This is a genomic window from Nocardia grenadensis NBRC 108939 (genome assembly GCF_001613445.1).
In the GTDB taxonomy this organism is placed as follows: Bacteria; Actinomycetota; Actinomycetes; order Mycobacteriales; family Mycobacteriaceae; genus Nocardia; species Nocardia grenadensis.
On record NZ_BDCJ01000010.1, the window covers coordinates 183,401 to 204,029 of the forward strand.

At 70.1% G+C, this 20,629-nt stretch carries 17 protein-coding genes; 5 read left to right on the plus strand and 12 right to left on the minus strand.

Annotated features, from left to right (window positions below; all coding sequences use genetic code 11):
* The first annotated feature begins 51 nt into the window (after positions 1 to 51).
* Together NGR01S_RS13120 and NGR01S_RS13125 are read left to right on the plus strand one after the other, a co-directional pair.
* Positions 52 to 498 carry a hypothetical protein gene (locus NGR01S_RS13120; protein ID WP_063036491.1) on the plus strand — a complete coding sequence of 149 codons (447 nt, stop codon included), beginning with the start codon at positions 52 to 54 and terminating at the stop codon, positions 496 to 498.
* A gap of 436 nt (positions 499 to 934) precedes the next feature.
* Positions 935 to 2,104 (plus strand): sensor histidine kinase, encoded by a 1,170-nt coding sequence (locus tag NGR01S_RS13125; protein WP_063036599.1) that lies wholly within the window; start codon positions 935 to 937, stop codon positions 2,102 to 2,104.
* 106 nt (positions 2,105 to 2,210) lie between these two features.
* Here the strand turns inward: NGR01S_RS13125 and NGR01S_RS13130 are convergent, their stop codons facing one another.
* From NGR01S_RS13130 to NGR01S_RS13160, 7 genes are all read right to left on the minus strand, one after another.
* On the minus strand, positions 2,211 to 3,839 hold the full coding sequence (locus NGR01S_RS13130) for a monocarboxylic acid transporter (protein ID WP_157107249.1): 1,629 nt from the start codon (positions 3,837 to 3,839) through the stop codon (positions 2,211 to 2,213).
* Positions 3,840 to 3,841: 2 nt separating this feature from the next.
* Positions 3,842 to 4,195 (minus strand): DUF485 domain-containing protein, encoded by a 354-nt coding sequence (locus NGR01S_RS13135; RefSeq protein ID WP_063036495.1) that lies wholly within the window; start codon positions 4,193 to 4,195, stop codon positions 3,842 to 3,844.
* A gap of 162 nt (positions 4,196 to 4,357) precedes the next feature.
* Positions 4,358 to 6,115: a sodium/solute symporter gene (locus NGR01S_RS13140; RefSeq protein ID WP_063036497.1), complete on the minus strand. Its 1,758-nt coding sequence runs from the start codon at positions 6,113 to 6,115 to the stop codon at positions 4,358 to 4,360.
* Between the two features lie 45 nt (positions 6,116 to 6,160).
* On the minus strand, positions 6,161 to 6,529 hold the full coding sequence (locus NGR01S_RS13145; protein WP_063036499.1) for a hypothetical protein: 369 nt from the start codon (positions 6,527 to 6,529) through the stop codon (positions 6,161 to 6,163).
* Positions 6,526 to 7,278, minus strand: a complete 753-nt coding sequence (locus tag NGR01S_RS13150) for a LytR/AlgR family response regulator transcription factor (RefSeq protein WP_063036501.1) — start codon at positions 7,276 to 7,278, stop codon at positions 6,526 to 6,528. The genes NGR01S_RS13145 and NGR01S_RS13150 overlap by 4 nt, the downstream gene beginning before the upstream one ends.
* An 85-nt stretch (positions 7,279 to 7,363) precedes the next feature.
* Positions 7,364 to 7,825: a VOC family protein gene (locus tag NGR01S_RS13155; RefSeq protein ID WP_063036503.1), complete on the minus strand. Its 462-nt coding sequence runs from the start codon at positions 7,823 to 7,825 to the stop codon at positions 7,364 to 7,366.
* Positions 7,826 to 7,917: 92 nt separating this feature from the next.
* Complete coding sequence (locus tag NGR01S_RS13160) at positions 7,918 to 8,808, minus strand: hypothetical protein (protein ID WP_063036601.1); 891 nt, start codon at positions 8,806 to 8,808, stop codon at positions 7,918 to 7,920.
* A gap of 217 nt (positions 8,809 to 9,025) precedes the next feature.
* Between NGR01S_RS13160 and lspA the strand changes: the two genes are divergently transcribed.
* Genes lspA through NGR01S_RS13175 form a run of 3 tightly spaced genes read left to right on the plus strand, consistent with a single transcriptional unit; the run spans position 9,026 to position 11,394 of the window.
* Positions 9,026 to 9,766 carry a signal peptidase II gene (gene lspA / locus NGR01S_RS13165; protein WP_084480821.1) on the plus strand — a complete coding sequence of 247 codons (741 nt, stop codon included), beginning with the start codon at positions 9,026 to 9,028 and terminating at the stop codon, positions 9,764 to 9,766.
* Complete coding sequence (locus NGR01S_RS13170; protein ID WP_063036505.1) at positions 9,763 to 10,689, plus strand: RluA family pseudouridine synthase; 927 nt, start codon at positions 9,763 to 9,765, stop codon at positions 10,687 to 10,689. Before lspA ends, NGR01S_RS13170 begins: the two co-directional genes overlap by 4 nt.
* Positions 10,690 to 10,695: 6 nt before the next feature.
* Positions 10,696 to 11,394 carry a hypothetical protein gene (locus NGR01S_RS13175; RefSeq protein WP_063036507.1) on the plus strand — a complete coding sequence of 233 codons (699 nt, stop codon included), beginning with the start codon at positions 10,696 to 10,698 and terminating at the stop codon, positions 11,392 to 11,394.
* On the opposite strand, the gene NGR01S_RS13180 is transcribed toward NGR01S_RS13175, so the two are convergent.
* The 5 genes from NGR01S_RS13180 to NGR01S_RS13200 form a co-directional block, all read right to left on the minus strand.
* Positions 11,395 to 12,213, minus strand: a complete 819-nt coding sequence (locus tag NGR01S_RS13180; RefSeq protein ID WP_063036514.1) for a PhzF family phenazine biosynthesis protein — start codon at positions 12,211 to 12,213, stop codon at positions 11,395 to 11,397.
* Positions 12,214 to 12,490: 277 nt separating this feature from the next.
* Complete coding sequence (locus tag NGR01S_RS13185) at positions 12,491 to 14,917, minus strand: HAD-IC family P-type ATPase (RefSeq protein ID WP_063036356.1); 2,427 nt, start codon at positions 14,915 to 14,917, stop codon at positions 12,491 to 12,493.
* Positions 14,918 to 14,951: 34 nt separating this feature from the next.
* Positions 14,952 to 18,164, minus strand: coding sequence for an arabinosyltransferase domain-containing protein (locus NGR01S_RS13190; RefSeq protein WP_084480777.1), 3,213 nt, complete (start codon positions 18,162 to 18,164; stop codon positions 14,952 to 14,954).
* A gap of 135 nt (positions 18,165 to 18,299) precedes the next feature.
* Positions 18,300 to 18,806 carry a WKL family lipoprotein gene (locus NGR01S_RS13195; protein WP_063036542.1) on the minus strand — a complete coding sequence of 169 codons (507 nt, stop codon included), beginning with the start codon at positions 18,804 to 18,806 and terminating at the stop codon, positions 18,300 to 18,302.
* Between the two features lie 96 nt (positions 18,807 to 18,902).
* Entirely contained in the window at positions 18,903 to 20,339 is a 1,437-nt protein-coding gene (locus NGR01S_RS13200; RefSeq protein WP_245664572.1) for a DNA polymerase IV, read from the minus strand.
* Between the last annotated feature and the right edge of the window lie 290 nt (positions 20,340 to 20,629).

The following is a 20,629-nucleotide window of genomic DNA, read 5'->3' on the forward strand; positions in this document are numbered from 1 at the left end:
CCGGCCCACGATCGACCCCCGCACGTGTACGACCGACCAGCGAGGTGAACGATGACAGCACGCAGGACCGCGCTCGCGTTGCCCGCCGCCGCGGCGCTCACGGTGGGCACGCTGGTGGCCACCGCCGCGCCCGCCGCGGCCGACGGCGGTTCGTTCCAGACGATCTACGCCCTCACCGACGGCCCGTGCGTCGCCCAGGTCGACACCTCGGTCAACGGTCCCGGTTATCCGGAGCACGCGTCGTTCACCGTCTCGACCATCATGTTCGGCATCGGGTCGTGCACCCTGCCGATCACCCTGAACTGGCGCAACCTCGACACCGGCGAGACCGGGTCGGCCACCCAGCACGCGAACGGCCCGGGGCACTGGATGAACGACGGCCGCTCGGCCCTGTTCCGTCCCGGGATCGGGCGTTTCACCGCGACCGTCACCGTCGGCGCGGCCCACCTCCCCCAATCGGGGGCGGTGGAGTTCACCGTCCAGAAGTACCAGGGGTGATCACCGGCCCCCGCAGACAGCTTCCGGCTCGTTCGGCGTAATCGCTCCCGGGCGCCCCCGAGCGGCCGTGACCCGGCCCCTTCCACCCGGCGCGATCGCCGCGCCGGATCTCCGATCTCGGCTCGCCGACGCGGGCCGGTCATCGCTTCCGGAGAAGGTTTCCCGCGGCAATGGCGGTTGCCGCGGGAAGCGTGAGACGATGGCCGGCCCCCGTCGGCGAGCCGGACCGGTAACGATCGGCCGGCGACCCGGTCACGCAGCGACCGGTGGCCGGACGTGAGAGGTAGGCCGAGCCGCGGTGGGCACGCACGGTGCTCCGAAGGCCGGGCCGAGCCGCCGGTGCGCCTGCTCGTAGCATGTGCCGGAGTCGAGCGTCGGCGAAGCCGCGCGGCGGATCGGCGGATCGGTACCGCGGCGTGACGGGACAGAGAGTGCGATGACCGCGACCTTGCTCGCCGTATCCGGCGCGGCCGTACTGATCGCCGCGGCACTGCTCGTCTGGGCGCGTCCGCGGCGAATGGTCACCACCCCCGCCGAACGAGCGGTACACACGGCACTGCACACCGCCTCCCTGGCGGCCCGGCCGCTGCGCCGGGGCCTCACCCGGGAGTCCGCGCAGGAGGCCGCCCCGCATCTGCGTGCGCTGGTCGGGGCCGAGGGGCTCGGGGTGAGCGATCCCGAGGGCGCGCTCCTGGCCTGGGACGGTGTGCACGAGCCGCCGGCGGCCGAGTTCACCGGGACGGCCCGGCGAGCCGTCGCGGCACAGCGGCCGGTGCTGGCGCAGCTGCCCGATACCGAGCATCCGGGGCGCACGCTGGTGACCCAGCCGTTGCTCAGCGACAACGGCACCGTCGTGGGGGCGCTGGGGATGATCACCGGGAGCCGACCGGGCCCCGGTGCGCTCGGCGCGCTGGCCGAAGTCGCCCGATACGCCAGCGGCCAGCTGGAACTCGCCGAACTCGATGCCTCCCGGGCCCGGCTCGACCGTGCCGAGGTCCGGGCGCTGCGGGCCCAGATCAGCCCGCATTTCATCTACAACGCCCTGAACACCATCGCCTCGTTCGTCCGTACCGACCCGGACCGGGCCCGGGAACTCATCCTGGATTTCGCGGACTTCACCCGGTATTCGTTCCGCGACGCCGGGGAGTACACGGTGCTGGCCGACGAACTCAGCAATATCGAACGCTATCTCGAACTCGAACGCGCCCGGTTCGGGCCGGCGCTCCAGGTACGGTTGCGGATCGCCCCCGAGGTACTCGGCGTCACCCTGCCCTTCCTGGCCCTGCAACCCCTGGTGGAGAACGCCGTACGGCACGGGCTGGCGGCCACACCCGGCGGTGGCACGGTCACCATCGAGGCACTCGACGCCGGCACCGACTGTGTACTCAGCGTGGAGGACGACGGCGCCGGTATGGATCCCGACCTGTTGCGGTCCGGGTCCTTCGATACGGCCGCGGAGGGGGCGCATATCGGCCTGGCCAATGTGGACGACCGGCTGCGAGCCGCCTTCGGCAACGACTACGGACTGGTGGTCGATACCGCGCCCGGCGCCGGGACGAGAGTGAGTATGCGGGTGCCCAAGTTCCGCCCCGGAATCCGGCCGTGACGCGAAACCGGCCGTGCCCCGCTCACCCTCACAGAGCGGGGACCGGCCGGCCGGCGCCGAGCGGTACGGGGTCCGGAGGCCGCCGACACAGCATCCGGACCCGCACTCAGTGCGCGATCGCTTTTTCGGCGCCGACGCCGGTCAGTGCCCGGACCTCCATTTCCGCGGCCTTGGCCGGATCTTCCGGGTTCTTGCCGCCGAGGTAGGTGCCGATCACGCCGAGCACGAACGCCAGCGGGATGGACACGATCCCCGGGTTGGACAGCGGGAACCAGTCGAAGTCCAGATCCGGCAGCATCGCGGTCGACGATCCGGAAACCGCCGGGGAGAACACGATCAGCACGACCGTGGAGATCAGCCCGCCGTACATGCTGAACAGGGCGCCGGTGGTGTTGAACCGCCGCCAGAACAGCGAGTACAGGATCGTCGGCAGGTTCGCCGAGGCCGCGACCGCGAACGCCAGCGCCACCAGGAAGGCGATGTTCTGACCATTGGCCAGGATGCCCAGGGCGATGGCCAGCACGCCGATCACCACCGCGGTGATCCGGGAGACCCGGACCTGCGCGGCGTCATCGGCTTTGCCGCGCCGGATAACATTGGCGTAGATGTCGTGGGCGAACGACGCCGAGGCCGTGATGGTGAGGCCGGCGACCACCGCGAGGATGGTCGCGAACGCCACCGCCGAGATGATGCCCAGCAGGATCACGCCGCCGAGTTCGAAGGCCAGCAACGGCGCCGCGGCGTTCTGTCCGCCGGCCGCGCCGAGGATCCGGTCCGGGCCGACGATGGCCGCCGCGCCGTAGCCGAGCACCAGGGTGAACAGGTAGAAGGCGCCGATCAGCGCGATCGCCCAGACCACCGAACGGCGGGCCTCCTTGGCAGTCGGCACGGTGTAGAAGCGCATCAGCACATGCGGCAGACCCGCGGTACCCAGTACCAGTGCCAGGCCCAGCGACACGAAATTCAGTTTCGACATCTCGCTGCCGCCGTACTGCGCGCCAGGGGCCAGGACATCGCGCGCGGCCACCTTCGCGTCCTCGGACCCGCCGATCGCGCTCTGCGCACCGGAGAGGATGCCGGAGGGATCGAACCCGAACTTCGCCAGCACCATCACCGTCATCACCGCGGCGCCCGCGATGAGCAGGACCGCTTTGATGATCTGTACCCAGGTGGTCCCCTTCATCCCGCCCACCAGCACGTATACGATCATCAGCACACCGACCACGGCGATCACCACGGCCTGCCCACTCTTACTGGACACATCCAGCAGCAGGGCCACCAGACCACCGGCACCGGCCATCTGGGCGAGCAGATAGAACAGCGAGACCGCCAGGGTGCTGATCGCGGCCGCGGTGCGCACGGGCCGCTGCTTCAGCCGGAAGCTCAGCACATCGGCCATGGTGAACTTGCCGGTGTTACGCAGCATTTCGGCCACCAGCAGCAGCGCCACCAGCCAGGCGACGAGGAAGCCGATCGAATAGAGGAAGCCGTCGTAGCCGTACACCGCGATGGCGCCGGCGATCCCGAGGAAACTCGCCGCGGACAGATAGTCCCCGGCGATGGCGATGCCGTTTTGCGGCCCGGTGAAACCGCGGCCACCGGTGAAATAGTCGGTGGCACCGGAGGTATTGCGGCCCGCCCAGAACACCACGACCATGGTGACCACGACGAACAGCGCGAAGATGGCGATATTGGCCACCGGATTGCCGACCGTGGCGTCGGCGGCGTACAGCATGGTCACGACCGGATTCCTTCCAGTTCGGCGCGGAGCGCGGCCGCCCGCGGGTCCAGTTCCCGGTTGGCGAAGCGGACGTAGAGACCGGTGATCACGAAGGTCGAGAGAAACTGGCCCAGCCCCAGCAGCAGTCCGATATTGACCTCCCCGAACACCGGAGTGGCCATGAAATCGTGCGCGTACGCGCCGAGCAGCACATAACCGAGGTACCAGAGCAGAAACAGGGCGGCCATGGGAAAAATGAAGCGGCGCAGCCTGTTACGGAGTTCCTGGAACTCCGGGCTCGTCTGCGCGGCGACGAAATCGGGCGGGGGGCCGGCCCGCTCCCCGCTTCTGTCGAGATCGATATCGGTCATGCCGGGTCCCTCATCATGTGACGTGTACTACCTGAGCAGAAGGTAGCGACCCGAAGGCGATTCGAGACCCCTGTGACGGGAGTCACTCGGTGGAGGCGGGTAAGTGTGCGGTGAGCGGTCGCTGGGCCGCGACGAACGGTCGGGCCAGATCGCTGTCGCCGATCAGTCCGTCCGGTGTCCGGGCACGCGATCGGCGCCCATACCGAGCCGCTCCGGAGCGTGCATCCGGACGAACGCCCGGCCCACCCCCGGCGGCCGCGGGGTCCAGCGGCTGACCAGCACCATGGTCGCGAAGGCCAGCGGGACGGCCACGGCCGCGGGATATCCGAGCAGCGCCGCTACCCAGCCGCCCGCGGGCCGGTCAGAAACTCCACCGAGCACGGAGACCAGGGTCGCCGCGCCCGCCACGCTGCCACCGATCACCAATCCGGCGGCCGCACCCACCGCGGTGAGACCCCGCCACCAGATTCCGAGCACCAGCAGCGGGCACAGGGTCGCGGCCGCCAGCGAGAACGCCAGCCCCACGGTGCGGGACAGGTCCAGTGACACCACGCCCAGCGACAGTGTCAGCGGTACCGCGCCGGCGACCAGCGCCGCGACCCGGAAATCCCGGATCCGCCCGCGCAGCACATCCGTACTCAGCACGCCGGCGATACTCACCACCAGCCCCGAGGACGTGGACAGGAAAGCGGCCATGGCGCCCGCCGCGACCAGCGCCGCCAGCAGCTGCCCGGGCAGCCCCGCCAGCGCCGAGGAGGGCAGCAGCAGGACCGCGGCGTCCGAGGTCCCGGTGATCAGCAGTTGCGGTACGTAGAGCCGGGCGAAGACGCCCAGCAGCACCGGGAACAGGTAGAACGTGCCGACCAGCGCGATCACGGCCAGCGCGGTGGAGCGGGCGGCCCGACCGTCACGGTTGGTGTAGAAGCGCACGAGGACATGCGGCAATCCCATGGTGCCCAGGAACGTGGCGATCATCAGCGAGTACACCTCGTACCGCGGATGCGGTCCGGCGAAACCGCCGCCGGGCAGCAGCCAGTGCGCGCCGTCGGCCGGGGCACCGGCCACCACCGGCACCGTCGCGCCCGGTTCGAGCACCAGCCGGGTGTCCCGAGCCAGTTCGTGGATGCCCGCCGTCAGCAGGACCGGGCCGTCCACCGCGCGGTCGTCCAATACCCCGTGCACCGAGACCCACTGCGGCGCGGCCAGTCGCACGAGTACCGGGGTGGTCACCTCCACCGTGGTCTGTTCGCTCACCGTCGGCGGGGCCGGCGCGCCGAGTTCGCGATCGCCGCCGGGCCGGTCGGCGGCGAAGAAATGCACCAGCAGGACGAGCGCGGGCAGCGCCACCGCGGTCAGTTTCAGCCAGTACTGGAAGGCCTGGACCAGGGTTATCGACCGCATCCCCCCGGAAACGACATTGGCCACCACGATCACCGCCACCGCGACCGCGCCCACCCAACCCGGTACGCCCAGCAGAATGCGCAATGTCAGCCCGGCGCCCTGGAACTGCGGGATCACGTACACCGCGCACACCAGCACCACCACCACGGCGGCGAGGCGGCGCAACCGCGGCGAACCCCACCGGAACTCGGCGAAATCGGGCACGGTGTAGGCCCCGGACCGCCGCAGCGGTGCCGCCACGAAGAGCAGCAGCGCCAAGTATCCGGCGGTGAAGCCCACCGGGTACCACAGGGCATCGGCGCCGTATTTGGCGATCAACCCGGCGACCCCCAGAAAGGACGCCGCGGACAGGTATTCACCGGAGACGGCGGCAGCATTCCAGCGTGGGCCGACACTGCGGGAGGCCACCAGGAAGTCCGAGGTCGTGCGGGCCCAGCGCACCCCGTACACACCGAGGACGACCGTGGCCAGCGCCGCCGCGAGCAGCGCCGCCACCGTGAGGCCGGGCGCGGTCACCATCCCGGCCTGCCCTTCGGCCGGGATGGTGACCGCGGCGCGGGCGGCTCAATCACCGGTGAGCTCGAGGAAATCGTTCTCGTTACGCTCGGACAGCCGCAGGTACACCCGCCCGGTGAGCCACAGCAGCGGGTAGGCGGCGCCGCCCAGCACCAGCCACGGCAGCCGGATACCCAGCACCACGGCCTCGGCGACCGCGGTCACACCGAACAGCAGCGGAAGCGCGGCGAGGAGCAGGGCGGTCACCAGGCCACAGCTCAGGGCCAGCCCCAGTTGCGCCCGGATGAGCCCGCCGATCAGCGCCTCGCCGATCTCGGTCTGCTCGGCGACCTCCACCCGGGTCCGGACGCGGCGCGCGCCCCGGCGTTCGGCGAGCACCACCCGCCGGCGGGGCGGCCGCGGGGCGGGGCCGATCATCGCCGGTCCGGCGACGGATGCGGTCCGTGCACCAGCCGCTGTTTGAGTTCGCGCACCTGGCGGCGGCTCACCGGAAGCTCCACCCGCTGTGCCCCGCGCAGACACACCAGCGTCCCCGAACCCACCGTCCGCAGCCCGGTCACCCGCCCGAGCGCCACCAGATACGAACGGTGCACCCGCAGGAAATCCTCACGCCAGCGGTCCTGCAACGCCGAGAGCGGGATGCGCACCAGATGGGAACCGGTATCGGTGTGCAGCCGGGCGTAGTCGCCCTCGGCTTCCACCCAGTTCACCTGGGACCGGTGCACCAGTGTGGTGACCCCACCCAGCTCGACCGGAATAACTTCGTGGCCCCCGGCCGTGCCCGGCTCCGGCTCCGGGTCGGTGTGGGTCCGGCGCTCGGCGATCCGCCGCACCGCGGCTCTCAGCCGCTGCCGGCGCACCGGTTTGAGCAGGTAGTCCACCGCACCCAGATCGAACGCGGCCACCGCGTGATCCTCGTGCGCGGTGACGAAGACGATCGCCGGCGGGTGCACGAATTCGGCGAGCACCCCGGCCAGTTCCATACCGTCCAGGCCCGGCATATTGATGTCCAGGAAGACCGCGTCGACCGCGTGCGCGCGCAGAATCCGGAGCGCGCCGGTCGCGTCGGCGGCGCCGTGCAGCGCGGTCACCACGGGTTCGGCGCGCAACAGATAGAGCAACTCGTCCAGCGCCGGCTGCTCGTCGTCCACGGCCAGCACCCGCATCCGCCAGACCCTTCCTGCTCCTTCGACTCGACCATGGTAGTCATCGGGGTCCGGCCGCGGTGCCGGTACGGGGGTTCCGGGCCGATCAGGATCCGAGCCGGTCCATCTGCCGCTGCATCTCCTCGGGCTCGATATCCTCCACATGGGTGGCGACGGTCCACTGATGCCCCCACGGGTCCACGAACGAACCGGTCCGGTCTCCGTAGAACTGCGTCTGTGGGGCGCTGATCTCGATGGCGCCGGCGGCGAGCGCCGCGGCGTGGGCCGCATCCATATCCGGTACGTAGACGTAGAGGTTGACCGGGGTGCCACCGATCGAATGCGGATCCCGGAACGCCATATCGGGGGCCGGGTCGCCGAGCATCAGCACCGAATTGCCGATCAGGAGTTCACAGTGCAGCACCGTGTCGTCGGGGCCCGGGATACGCATCCGTTCGATGGCCCCCAGCACCCGTTTGTAGAATTCCACCGCGTCCGTGGCGCCGGCGATCGCCAGACCGGGGGAAATAGTGGGATAGCCTTCGGGTACAGGCGGGATATCGGACATCACGGGACCTCCGGTCTCGGAGAGTTGTGTCGGATATCTGTGAGCCTATGCTCGGTGCCCGCCGCGGGCCCTGGCCGGACCCGGCCGCCCGATCAGTCGCCCCAACTGACGTTCGTCTCGATGACCTGACGCAGCACCGTCGAGGTGCGCGGGTCGCGGTAGGACTGGTGGCCGCCGATCGAGATCGACCCGGCCACCGGCAGCGGCAGGCCGAGATCCACGGTGATATCTCCGCTGCCCTGCATCGCGTAGTCCTCGATATCGAGCATGCCTGCCTCGTTCGGCAGATCCCAGATACTCGATTTCGGCGTCTGGGTGACGTCGAGCCGAATGGACAACCGCCCACCGTCGCGGGCGACCAGGGTCGCCGTGGTGACCTGGTCGAGGTCGACACCGCCGCCCACGGTCTGCTGCACCCGCCAGACCGCGCCCACTCCGACCGGTTCGTCGGGGAAGGTGATGGATCGGTAGACCGCCTGGTAGAAGGCCTGTTCCAGGGCAGCGCGCGCCGAATTCGACGTATCGGGGGCGGGCGCCAGCCGCAGCGCGGTGATCCCGCCGAGTTCACTCATCTCGAATCCGGCGTGCGTCCCGTCGGCGGCGGTCAGTGCCTCCGACAGTGCCGGATCGGGAGTGGTCACCGAACCGAGGGTGAGCTCCACCCCGCCCGCGTCGCTGGTGGCGGTCATCGGGATGGTCAGCGCCGGACTGGAGAAATCGCGGACCTGTTGGGAATCGATCTGCTGCTGGATACGGTGATCCGTGCGCAACGTCACCGCCTGGATCGTGCCGTCGTAGTAGGACGGCCGCAACATCGACCGGGGCTCCTCGCCGTGGTCCACGGTGGTGACCACGGCCGCCGCGATCGGCACGGTGACCTCGCCTATTCCGAGCGGTTCGGTGCCGTCGGCGTCCGCTCCGGAGTCGCCGCCGTCGCTGCAGCCGGAACCGAAAGCGGTGAGACCCACCGCGAGAACCACCATCAGCACTCTGGACCTTGCCAGGCGGGGCGTGGGAAACGAACACAACACCGTCACGCCCGACAGCCTACGAGGCGTACCTGAGCGTGGGCTGGGACATCGCGCCGACCTCCGGAAGCACCGGCCGGCAGCGGCGCCCCACGCCGCGACACACCCGGGGCGGCGGCCCGTCACCGGTGCGCGCGGGTGCCCACGGTACTGGGCCGTTTCCCCTCGAGAGATGATGGTCGGCGTGAGTGAGGACCGGCCTACGCCAGAGCAGGACCCCGACGACCACACCGGCGGGACCGGCGCGCAGCCGCGGCAGCGGCTACGGCTACTGCTGGCGATCGCCGCGACGCTGTTCGCGCTCGACCTGGTCACCAAGATCATCGTGGTCGCGCGGATACGTCCCGGCGAATCGGTGTCGATCATCGGCGACTTCGTGGAACTGGTGCTGGTGCGCAATCCGGGTGCCGCGTTCTCCATGGCCACCGGCATGACCTGGTTGCTGACCCTGATCGCGACCGCGGTGGTGATCGGGGTGCTGCGTATCGGCCGCACCCTGCGGTCGACCCTGTGGGCGATCGGACTCGGCGGGGTCCTCGGCGGCGCGCTCGGCAACCTGATGGACCGGCTGTTCCGCGAGCCGGGCCCGCTGCAGGGTCATGTGGTGGATTTCGTCTCGGTCGGCTGGTGGCCGGTGTTCAATGTGGCCGATTCCTCGATCGTATGCGGGGCGATCCTGCTGGTGACACTCACCGTCTTCGGTTTCGAACCCGACGGCACCCGCTACAAGGACAAAGAGAAGGCCGTGTCCACCACGGATCCGGCCTCGGCCGACGAGCCCGGCCCCGGCCGGGACCGCTCCACCGGTGACGCCACACCCGAGGACTCCGCGTCCGGCGCCGCCCCGGAATCCACCGCCGGCCCGGGGCCCGGAACGTCCGCCACCGCCGACGGCAAGGAGACCGCCGCATGAGGGAGACCAGGACGATGCCCGTCCCGGACGGACTCGACGGAATGCGGGTGGACGCCGGCCTCGCGCGGCTGCTCGGATTGTCCCGGACCGCCGTCGCGGCTCTCGCCGAAGAAGGGTCGGTGGAGCTCGACGGAGTGGCCGCCGGCAAATCCGACCGTCTCACCGCGGGCGCCTGGCTCGAAGTGGTGTTCCCCGAACCGCGCCGGGAGCTGAGTATCGAAGCCGAACCGGTGGAGGGTATGAAAATCCTCTACGCCGACGACGATATCGTCGCCGTCGACAAACCGGTCGGCGTCGCCGCACACACCGGAGTCGGATGGAGCGGGCCCACCGTGGTCGGCGGGCTGGCCGCGGCCGGCTACCGGATCTCCACCTCCGGCGCGCACGAACGGCAGGGCATCGTGCACCGCCTCGATGTCGGCACCTCCGGGGTGATGGTGGTGGCCCAGTCCGAACACGCCTACACCGTGCTCAAACGGGCGTTCAAACAGCGCACCGTGGACAAGCGCTACCACGCCCTGGTCCAGGGTCACCCCGATCCCAGCAGCGGCACCATCGACGCTCCCATCGGCCGCGCCCGCGGTAACGACTGGAAATTCGCGGTCACCTCCGACGGCCGGCCCAGCGTCACCCACTACGACACCGTGGAAGCGTTCCAGGCGGCGAGCCTGCTCGATATCCACCTGGAAACCGGCCGCACCCATCAGATCCGGGTGCACTTCTCCGCGATCCGCCACCCCTGCTGCGGTGATCTCACCTACGGCGCCGATCCCCGGCTCGCCGAACGGCTCGGACTGCAACGCCAATGGCTGCACGCCCGATCACTGGGCTTCCAGCACCCCGCCGACGGCCGCTACCTGGAGATCACCAGCGAATACCCCGACGACCTCACCCACGCGTTGCGCGTGCTGCGCGACGCCTGATCGCCTGTGTCCGAGGCACCCGCAGCCCCGCCGCACCGGCCCCGCAATCTCCGCCGGGGGCTCGGCTACGGCGCGGCCGCGGCCGCCTGCGGCGTCGTCGTCCTCGCGCTCGGCTATCTGATTCCCCCGGCCGAGGAGATCGTCTCCACCGACCGCCTCGGCCCCGACCAGGGCGAGTCCATCGGCGAATACCTCGACCGGGCCCAAGAATCGCTCACCGGGACCGACACCGCGGACCGGTGGGCGCTGGTGTCGTTCACCGAGTACCGGCCCGCCGCCGCGCTCCGCGACCAGGTCGGTGATCTGCGCATCGGACAGGCGCTGTACCGGGTCCCGCTGCCCCGGGTGTCGACCCCGCTGGTCGCGGTCCAGACCCCCGCAGGTGACGTCGCGCTACAACGCTCCGGCGCCGACGCCGCCTGGCAGCTGGCCGACCAACGCCGCTACGTCGGCGACGACCGCACCGCCCGCATCCTGGACGTAGCCATCACCCGGCTGCGCGCGGGCTGCGCCTGCTCTCCCGGCGTCGTTGTCCGCGCCCCGCTGCCCCGGCTCCGCGACCTCACCGCACGCCCCGGAATCCGCGCGGTGGAGGCACTTCCGGGCGACGCCGTCGCCGGACGGTTCGCCATCGACCCCCTGCTTCCCGACAGCACCGACCCCGTCGGCCCGCCGCCGGACGACGTGCCCGTCCCACCGGCCTGATCAGAAGTCCAGCGTCACCACACCGTCCAGATAGCGGCGGCAGCGACCGGTCAGCAACACCCGGTCCTCGACCAGTTCGACGTCGAGCGAGCCGCCCCGCCGGGACAGCTGCCGCGCGGTCATCCTGCTGCGCCCGAGCTCGGCACTCCACAGCGGTGCCAGCTGGGCATGCGCCGAACCGGTCACCGGATCCTCCGGCACTCCCACCCCCGGCGCGAAGAACCGCGAGACGAAATCCACCTCGTCACCCCGGGCGGTGACCACCACCCCCCGCTGCACCTTCGGAAAGGCACTCAGGGCGGGTGCCAGCTCCCGGACCTGCCGCTCACTGTCCACCACCACGACCACATCCGCGCCCGAATACACCCGCACCGGCTCCACCCCCAAGGCCGCCACCAGGGCCGCATCCGGTTCGGCCGGCACGGATGCCACCGCGGGCAGATCCAGCACGTACTCGTCGTCATCGGTGCGATCCACCCGCAACCATCCACTATGGGTGAAGAACCCGACCCGGTCCTCACCCGGCTGGATATCGCACAGGATCTGCGCCGCCGCCGCCAGCGTGGCATGCCCGCACATCACCACTTCGGTCATCGGCGTGAACCAGCGCAGGTGATACGCGGGCCAGTCCCCCGGCGACGCCCCGGCCTCCGGAGGTAACCGGGAGGTATAGAAGGCCGTCTCGGCGAGATTGTTCTCCTCGGCCAACTGTTGCAACACGGTATCGGGCAACCACGTGGGCAACGGCATCACCGCTGCCGGGTTCCCGGAGAACGGTGCGTCGGCGAACGCGTCGATCTGGTGCAGCAGAACCTCCATGCCACGAAGGTACTGTGTTTTTCGGCGCGCCTGCGGCGCGCGGGGCCGAGGCCCCCTTGGTCCCGTCTTTCAGGGCCTCGCCGAACTCGGCACCGAAGGGGCGCCGCTGTTCGTGAAGGCGATCAGACGCCGGGTCGGCCGGGCGGTCGGGTCGGCATCCGACCCGAACGTCGAATGCCGATGCAACCCTATGCGTCGAGCGCTGCGGGGCCACACCCATCCTCACTGTTCTACGAGACACCTCAAAGGGTTGAGGCCCGTCTCGCCGGCGCTTACCTCAGGATTCACCCGGCGCCGCGGGGATCAGCTTGTGCGACTCGCCTCGCACACTCGCCTGAACCCACCAGGCGACCTCCACCAGCACGATGCCCACCGCACCACAGGCGAACGCGGCCGTGGTCAGGCGCAGGTTGGACGGGTCGAGCGCGAAGAATTCACGGGTGAAGGGCACTGTGAAAAGCACAAGGTACGCCGCCACCGAAACGGCGATCAGCACGACTTTCCACCAGGTGTAGGGGCGGGCGACGATCGCCAGCACCCAGACCGCGATCATGATGAGGGTGATGAGCGCGGTGGTGCCGGCCTGCATCTTCTGCTGTTCACCGGCCTCGGGGCCGGCGTAGGCGATGAGGTAGGCGACGAAGGTCGCGGTGCCGATGACCACGCCCGAGGGGATCGCCAGCCGCATCACCCGGCCGACGAATCCGGTACGGGCCCGTTCGTTGTTCGGGGCCAGCGAGAGGATGAACGCGGGGATACCGATGGTGAACCAGGCGGCGATCGTCACGTGCCGGGGCAGGAACGGGTAGCCGATGGGTTCGTAGCCGAAGATCTGCGAGCCCACCCCGGCGGCGCCGACCAGGAAGGCCAGCAGCACCGAGTAGACGGTTTTGGTCAGGAACAGGTTGGAGACCCGTTCGATATTGCCGATCACCCGGCGGCCCTCACCCACCACATACGGCAGGGTGGCGAATTTGTTGTCCAGCAGTACGATCTGCGCGACCGCCCGGGTGGCGGGGCTGCCCGCGCCCATGGCCACACCGATATCGGCGTCCTTGAGTGCCAGCACGTCGTTGACCCCGTCGCCGGTCATGGCCACGGTGTGCCCGCGGGACTGCAGCGCGCCTACCATGGCCCGCTTCTGGTCGGGGCGGACCCGCCCGAAGGTGGTCCGCTCCTCCAGCACGCCGGCGAGTTCGGCGCGGTCCTCGGGCAGGGTGCGCGCATCGACGGCGTGGTCGCCGCCGGGCAGGTTCAGGGAGGAGGCCACCGCGCCCACCGAGACGGCGTTGTCGCCGGAGATCACCTTGATCGACACGTCCTGGCTCGCGAAGTAGTCCAGGGTGTCGCGGGCGTCGGGCCGTACCTTCTGTTCGAGGACCACCAGGGCGACCGGGGTGATGGTGCCGGGGGCGCCGGTCGCATCCACGGCGCGGTCGCCGCGGGCGAGCAACAGCACGCGCAGGCCGGTGGCGCCGAGCTCCTCGGCGGCGCGGGCCTCGGCCGACCCGGTGTCGAGCAGCACATCGGGTGCGCCCAGCAGCCAGTCGCCGTGCTCTCCGTAGGAGAAACCGCTCCATTTCTTGGCCGAGGAGAACGGCGCCACGGCCGTGTACTCCCAGCCGGGTGTCTCGGGAAGCGCTTCGGCGATGGCCGCGACGCTGGCATTGGGCCGGGGATCGTCGGCGGCCATGGCGGCCAGCGCCCGCCGGGCCTGGTCCTCGGCGTCCGGACCGGTGTCGATCATCCGGAGTTCGGCCAGGCGCATACCATTCTCGGTGAGGGTGCCGGTCTTGTCCGCGCACACCACATCCACCCGGGCCAGTCCCTCGATGGCGGGCAGCTCCTGCACGAGGCATTTGCGCTGGCCCAGTCGCACCACCCCGACCGCGAACGCGATCGAGGTCATCAGCACCAGGCCCTCGGGCACCATCGGCACCAGCGCGGCCACCATCCCGGTGACGGCCGGCCGCCAGGTTTCGCCGCTGGACACCAGCTGGTTGTAGATGCTCAGGGCACCGGCCGGGATCAGCAGATAGGTGATGACCTTGAGTATGGTGTCGATGCCGTTGCGCAGTTCGGAGTTCACCAGCGTAAACTTGCTGGCCTCGTCGGCCAGTTTCGCGGCGTAGGCGTCTTTGCCGACCTTGGTCGCCCGGTAGGCGCCCGAACCGGACACCACGTAGCTGCCGGAGAGCACCTGCGCGCCGGATTCCTTGGCGACATCATCGGATTCGCCGGTGAGCAGCGATTCGTCGATCTCGAGCAGTTCGGCTTCGACCACCTCACCGTCGACCACGATCTGGTCACCCGGCCCGAGTTCGATGAGATCGTCGAGGACTACCTCGCTCGGCGCGACCTGTTCGGCCTTACCGTCCCGGCGCACAGTCGGTTTTGCCTGTCCGACGATCGCCAACCGGTCCAGGGTGCGTTTGGCTCGGATCTCCTGCACGATGCCGACCGCGCTGTTGGCCACGATCAACAGGCCGAACATTCCGTCGATCACCGATCCGGTGGCCATCACCAGGACGAACAGCACCCCCAGGATGGCATTGATCCGGGTGAACACATTCGCCCGGACGATATCGCGCACCGAGCGGCTGGCCCGGTCCGGCACATCGTTGGTGAGCCCGTCGCGCCGGCGCTGCGCCACCTCCGCGGCGCTGAGACCGGGCATCCCGACGGACTGCACAGTTGTCGACATGGCTGTCAGAGTAGCCAGCGCCGCGGCGCGCGGCTCACCAGGCGACGTTGATCGGGCCGGGTGTCCAGGTCCCGGAGTGGTCCTCCTGCGTCGTGCGCGGGCGGGCCGGGACCGCGTCGGGGGCGATGGGGAGGAACTGTTGCAGCTGGCCCCAATCGCGATCCCAGTCCTGATCGAGATAGGTCGGCAGGGTGCGCGCGTACAGCAACAGACCGGTCCAGCCCAGCGGGCCGCCACCATCGTGGTTCTGCCACAGATTGGTGTCGTGCGCGCCGATCCGGTCCGGCAGGATGCGGTATTTCGGCACCTCGGCGATCCCGACGCGGTGGTCGAAGGGCCGCTGGCACGGGAACTGCAGGCCCACCGCCCAGTCCAGCAGCACCGGATCGGTGGATCCGACGACCGTGTTCAGATCCTGGGTCCGCGGTATCCGCGGCGGGGTGAAGGCCAGCCACTGGCGTGGGTCGCGGTCGCGATCGGCGGCGACGATCCGCACGGTGTCGGCATCGGCGTAGGGCGCCAGCGGAACCCGCAGATTACGCCACGACGGCGCCGGGCCGATATCGATCGGATTGACCCGGCGCAGCGGGACCGGGTCCGCGGCCGAACCACCCGGCGCGGTGGTGGAACCGAATTCCAGTTCCAGGGACTGCCCGTGGGTCACCACACCGTCGGCGTCCTGTGACCAGATACGGCCCGCGGCGCTGAGGGCGAGAATATCCGCGCGGTCGGCGACCGGGGGCAGCCGATACCAGCCGGAGGTCAGTTGGGCCGGGCCGTCGGCGTGATCGCTGCCCAGGACGGGAGTCTCCGGATCCAGGCCGAACGGCAGTGTGGGGCTGTCGGTTTCGGTCGCGACACCGGTGCCCGCGGTCGCCGCGCCCACCGAATCGGCGATGGCGGCATCGGCGCCTTCCTCGGCATCGGCGCTCAGGTCCGCCGCGACTCCGGTGGGACTGAAACCCGTTCCGGTACCGGCCAGGGCCGACACGGGATCACCGGAGAGCGGAGTGAGCATACCGCGGTTGGGGTCGGTCTCCACCAGTACGTGCGGGGCCAGGCCGCAGGTGTTCCCGGCGAGAGCGCTCAGGTTGGAACTCGCCAGCGAGAAGGCCGGGTACTGGGAGACGGCGCCCTTCGCGAACGACGCCACCTCGAACAGCACCATGAACGCGGCGGCCACCGTCAGGGCCGGCACCTTGGCGAACCGCCAGCCCCAGCGCGAGATCCGATGCCGTCCGTCATCGGGTGCCCGCACATGCCACCACGCCGCCAGTGCCAGCAGCACCACCGCGCCCAGCAGGAAGACCTTGTTGAAGGCGATACCGGACACCGAGGGCTGTTTGTCCCACCACGGGATGCTGTAGGAGGAGACGTACCACCAGGCGTTGGGCCCGGCGAACACGAGAGCCAGCAGGAACGATACCGCTGCGGCGAACAGTGCCCGGTTGCGTGGTGCGCGCATGACCCGCGGTCCGATCGCGACGGCCGTCAGCACCGCCACCGCTCCGGCCAGCCCGGCGAAGACACCGAGGTGATGGGTCCATTTGGTGGGTGTGGTCATCATCAGCGCCATGGCGCCGACGGTGACGCCGAGGATGCGGCGCGAGGGCCCCACCGCGGTGGTGGGGATCCGGCCGCCTTTCCGCAGCAGGGTGAGCAGGCATACCGCCAGCCCTGCGATCATCACGAAGATCCCGAAGCGGCGGGCCACCGAGCCGTCCACCGTACCCATGAACAGGTACTGGTAGCGCAAGTATTCGTCGAACCAGAGCACATGCGGGCCGGCCAGTTCGTGCACCCGGCGCATCTCCATCATGGCGCTGAACGGCTGGTCGGCGAAGGCCACCACCAGCACGAGGACACCCGCGGCGGCCAGCGGCAGCAGTTGCGCGAACCAGCCGATCCGCGGCGCGCGGGCGGCGAGGATCCTGACCAGGGGTCGCAGTCCGGCCAGCAGGGCGGCCACGCAGATGATGCCGTGCGGGCCGGCGGTGCAGCTGAAGGCGGCGATGAGGATGGCGACCGCGAACGGCAACAGCCGACGGGTGGCGATCCCGCGCTCGACCGAACACCAGGTGAGCAGGACGCCCAGCGCGACGATGGGTTCGGGCCGCAGCCCGTTGTTGTAGGGCAGCCATACGGCCAAGAACACCAGCGCGCCGGTCCACGGGACGAACCGGTTGCGATGTAGCGCGGCCCCGAACCGGGGCACCACCTCGCGACTGATCACCAGCCAGGCCAGGATGCCGGCCAGCAGACTCGGCAGCCGTACCCAGGGGCTGGCGGTGGTGAGATCGGCCATCAGGCCGATGAGGTCGTAGTACGGGGTGCCGATCGGGTTCTCCGGGACCCCGAAGTAGCGAAAGTAGTTCGCCATATATCCGGCGGCCTGCGAAGTCCGGCCCATACCGAACTGGTAGCCGTCGTCGGAGGTGGTGGCGCCGATGAAATGCCAGAGCACCAGCGTGCCGAGCACCACCACATCGACGGGACGGAAGGTCCACCAGCGGGCCGGCAGGAACCGGCGGGCGCGGCGCCCGTCGAGACCGTCCAGCCGGTGCAGCGCGAACAGCGAGATCAGTGTCGCGGCGACGGCCACCCAGATCGCGATCTGTTTCAGCGGAGTGGGGCTGGAGGTGAACCGGCTGTCGACCTCGGCGGTGACCAGGGTGCCCGCGGGGTCGGCCAGATCGCTGAACACACCGACCAGCTGGGGGCGGAAGTCCCCGCTGAGCACCACCGGCTCGGATCCGGTGAGCGAGGCCACGGATTCGGTCATCCCGGCGTATACGTCGAGTTCGCAGTTCGGGGGCAGTTCCGCGACCGGGACGCTGAACAGCGATTGGTTACGCAGGACGACATCGAGTTGCGCACCCGTCTCCGGTGTCGCGGGCCGGACCCGGGCCAGGAAGCCGTAGCGTTCCAGGTCGGGTGCGCCGTAGGGGGCGGTGGCGGTCAATACCCCGCCGCCCGGCCCGAGTTGCTGGATCGCCGCGCACGGCACCGTGGCCGTGTAGTCCAACGGCGCGTACGCGACCAGCGGGGCCTCGACGGAGGCGGCGGAATCGTCCTGCGGCCAGGACAATGTGGCGGCGTCGACGCGGACCGGCAGCAGCGGTACCGCTATCGCCAGCAGTGCTCCGATGAGCGCCGACACCAGCGCGACCGGCCGTGCCCAGCCACCCCGCGATCGGGATCGGGGACGGTCGGAGAGATCTGTCGGCTCGGGCGCCGCCACCACCATCGTGTCAGCCACGGGGCGCAATCCTAGCCGGGACCGCACGCACCGCTGCGGCTGCGCTCACCGATACCGTCGCAGCCATAGAACGAGACCAGCCGGTCCGCCCGTAGCGGACCGGCTGGTCTGTACGCTGCGGGATCAGGCCACGCAGGCCGGGGACTGCACCTGGGCCTGGGCGAGCATATTGCAGGTCCAGGTCTTCTCGACCTTCCACACACCGTCCTCGGCGACGAACGGGACATCGACCACGTTCTGGGTGTCGCCCAGCTTGAAGTCGGCCTTGGCGTTGATGGTGTCGGCGAAATCGTTGACCTCGGTGACCTCGATGGTGGCGCCCGAATCCGTGTAGAACTGGGCCAGTTTGCCCGGCAGTTCCGGATCGGCCTCGGCGCCCTGCACCATTTCCAGCTTCTCCTCGTTGGGCACGGCCGGGTCGAGGGCGCGCTGGAGCTGAGAGTTCAGGTCGGCCACGGTGGGCACCGGCGGCAGGTCGGACATCTCTTCCGAGGCGGCCACCGACGCGGACGTCGTGCTCGCGGCCTTGCTGTCCGAGTCGGAATCATCGCTACCACACGCCGTCAGGGTCAGCACGGCCACGGCGGCCACGCCGGCGATCGCGATACGTCCGGTCTTGCGAAGCTTCAACTGCTCGTCCTTTGCGTTCGAGGGTTCGGTGTCGTGCACTACGACAGAGCCACCGGAACCGGCGACGCTGCCCGGACCAACCTACCCGGCGGGCCTTCAGGACAAGCTGGCGAGCGGATCCGCTGAGCACAACTCCGTATTGTCGGCAGCGAAAGTACGCGCGATCCCCGGTCCTGTCGAGCGGGTCTCGAACCGGACGGTCACTCGTCCGTGGCCCGCCCCCTGCACCCAGCCGAATCCGAATTCGGGATGTCGCACATCCGAGCCCGGCCGCCAGATCGTAGCGCTACCAGCGGAAACGCTGGAAGCCCGCGGGCCGGGCGGGTTTTCGGCCTCCCCACCCGACGGTGGAGCCGAACCGGCCGTCCTGTCCACGGAACTCGCCGGTCCCGCCGGATGTCTTACCGAATCCACAGAGGTCTCTTCGGCTGCCGTCAGAGAAGCCGGCCCACCGGCGGCCACGCCGGACGATCCGGTGAGCTCGCCACCCTGTCGGTCCAGTTCCGGGAACAGCGATTCCTGCCGGATGGTGGACAGCCCGGCGTAGCCGACGCCGACCAACCGGATCGGCCCCAGCTCCCGCGGATCGATAGCGGCCCGCTGCGCGGCGGCGGTCAGGGTGGGCAGATCCTCGGTGGCGTAGGGCAGGGTGGTAGAGCGCGTGGTGATACCCATATCGGCGCGCCGGAGTTTCAGCACCACCGTCCGGGCGGCGCGGCCGTCGCGGGTGAGCCGGCGGTGCGCGGCGGCGGCCATCTCACCGATCGCCGGTCGCAGCCGCTCCAGCGTGATGATGTCGTGTTCGTAGGTGGTCTCGGCGCTGATCTGTTTCGCCTCGGCGCGTTCGGCGACCGGGCGGTCGTCGATACCGCGGGCGAGGCGGTGCAGCGCCGCGCCGATACTGCCGCCCAGAATCGATACCGCCTCGGCCTCGGGCAGCGCGGCGAAGGCACCCACGGTTTCGATCCCGAGGGTGCGCAGGCGGCCCTCGGCCACCGGGCCGATACCCCAGAGTTTGCGTACCGGCAGGGCGGACAGCAATGCCTGTTGCTCGCCCGGTGCGATCACCCGGATCCCATCGGGTTTGGCCATCCCGGAGGCGATCTTGGCCAGCTGTTTCCCGCTACCGGCACCCACCGAGGCGACCAGGCCCGTGCGCTCCCGCACCGCTGCCCGCAGTCCGGCGCACAACGCTTCCACCTCCGCCGCGCTCGCCCCGGCCAGTTCGGCCGGCTCGGCGAACGCCTCGTCGAACGACAGGGTCTCCAGCACCGGGACCCGGGCGCGCAAGGTTTCGAAAACCCGGCCGCTCAGCACGCTGTACAGCGCACCGCGCGGCGGGACCACCACCGCCGACACCCCGACCAGCCGTCGCGCCTGCTGCATCGGCATGGCCGAACGCGCACCGAATACCCGAGCCTCGTAGCTGGCCCCGGCCACCACCCCACGCGCCCCGGTCCCGCCGACCAGCACCGGGCGGCCGCGCAGGGTGGGGCGGGTGAGCTGTTCACAGGAGGCGAAGAAGGCATCCATATCGATATGGAGCACCCAGCGCCGGGAAGTCTCGCCCAGCAGCGGCAGGGCCGGCCCGGCGCCGGTGCCGGGATGCCGGTCGGTCACCACGGGGCGGCTCGCGATGCACCGGCCGGCCGCCACTGCGGCACCCGGCGGCGGCCGCGCCCGCCGCGGCCGCTGCAGGTGACCGTGGAGTCCATGAGCGCAGAATGTACGCGGCCGTACCGACAGGAGACAGGATGCGAAGCGGTCCCCGCCCGGTTGCCACGAGTTCTCTCGGCCCGCCGACCTGTCACGGGGCCCTGCCG

Bases quoted from the DNA above. Each gene is read 5' to 3' on its own strand.
- NGR01S_RS13120 (WP_063036491.1), top strand. From the start codon at position 52: ATGACAGCACGCAGGACCGCGCTCGCGTTGCCCGCCGCCGCGGCGCTC.
- NGR01S_RS13125 (WP_063036599.1), top strand. From the start codon at position 935: ATGACCGCGACCTTGCTCGCCGTATCCGGCGCGGCCGTACTGATCGCC.
- NGR01S_RS13130 (WP_157107249.1), bottom strand. From the start codon at position 3,839: ATGCTGTACGCCGCCGACGCCACGGTCGGCAATCCGGTGGCCAATATC.
- NGR01S_RS13135 (WP_063036495.1), bottom strand. From the start codon at position 4,195: ATGACCGATATCGATCTCGACAGAAGCGGGGAGCGGGCCGGCCCCCCG.
- NGR01S_RS13140 (WP_063036497.1), bottom strand. From the start codon at position 6,115: ATGGTGACCGCGCCCGGCCTCACGGTGGCGGCGCTGCTCGCGGCGGCG.
- NGR01S_RS13145 (WP_063036499.1), bottom strand. From the start codon at position 6,529: ATGATCGGCCCCGCCCCGCGGCCGCCCCGCCGGCGGGTGGTGCTCGCC.
- NGR01S_RS13150 (WP_063036501.1), bottom strand. From the start codon at position 7,278: ATGCGGGTGCTGGCCGTGGACGACGAGCAGCCGGCGCTGGACGAGTTG.
- NGR01S_RS13155 (WP_063036503.1), bottom strand. From the start codon at position 7,825: ATGTCCGATATCCCGCCTGTACCCGAAGGCTATCCCACTATTTCCCCC.
- NGR01S_RS13160 (WP_063036601.1), bottom strand. From the start codon at position 8,808: ATGGTGGTTCTCGCGGTGGGTCTCACCGCTTTCGGTTCCGGCTGCAGC.
- lspA (WP_084480821.1), top strand. From the start codon at position 9,026: ATGATGGTCGGCGTGAGTGAGGACCGGCCTACGCCAGAGCAGGACCCC.
- NGR01S_RS13170 (WP_063036505.1), top strand. From the start codon at position 9,763: ATGAGGGAGACCAGGACGATGCCCGTCCCGGACGGACTCGACGGAATG.
- NGR01S_RS13180 (WP_063036514.1), bottom strand. From the start codon at position 12,213: ATGGAGGTTCTGCTGCACCAGATCGACGCGTTCGCCGACGCACCGTTC.
- NGR01S_RS13185 (WP_063036356.1), bottom strand. From the start codon at position 14,917: ATGTCGACAACTGTGCAGTCCGTCGGGATGCCCGGTCTCAGCGCCGCG.
- NGR01S_RS13190 (WP_084480777.1), bottom strand. From the start codon at position 18,164: ATGGTGGTGGCGGCGCCCGAGCCGACAGATCTCTCCGACCGTCCCCGA.
- NGR01S_RS13200 (WP_245664572.1), bottom strand. From the start codon at position 20,339: ATGGATGCCTTCTTCGCCTCCTGTGAACAGCTCACCCGCCCCACCCTG.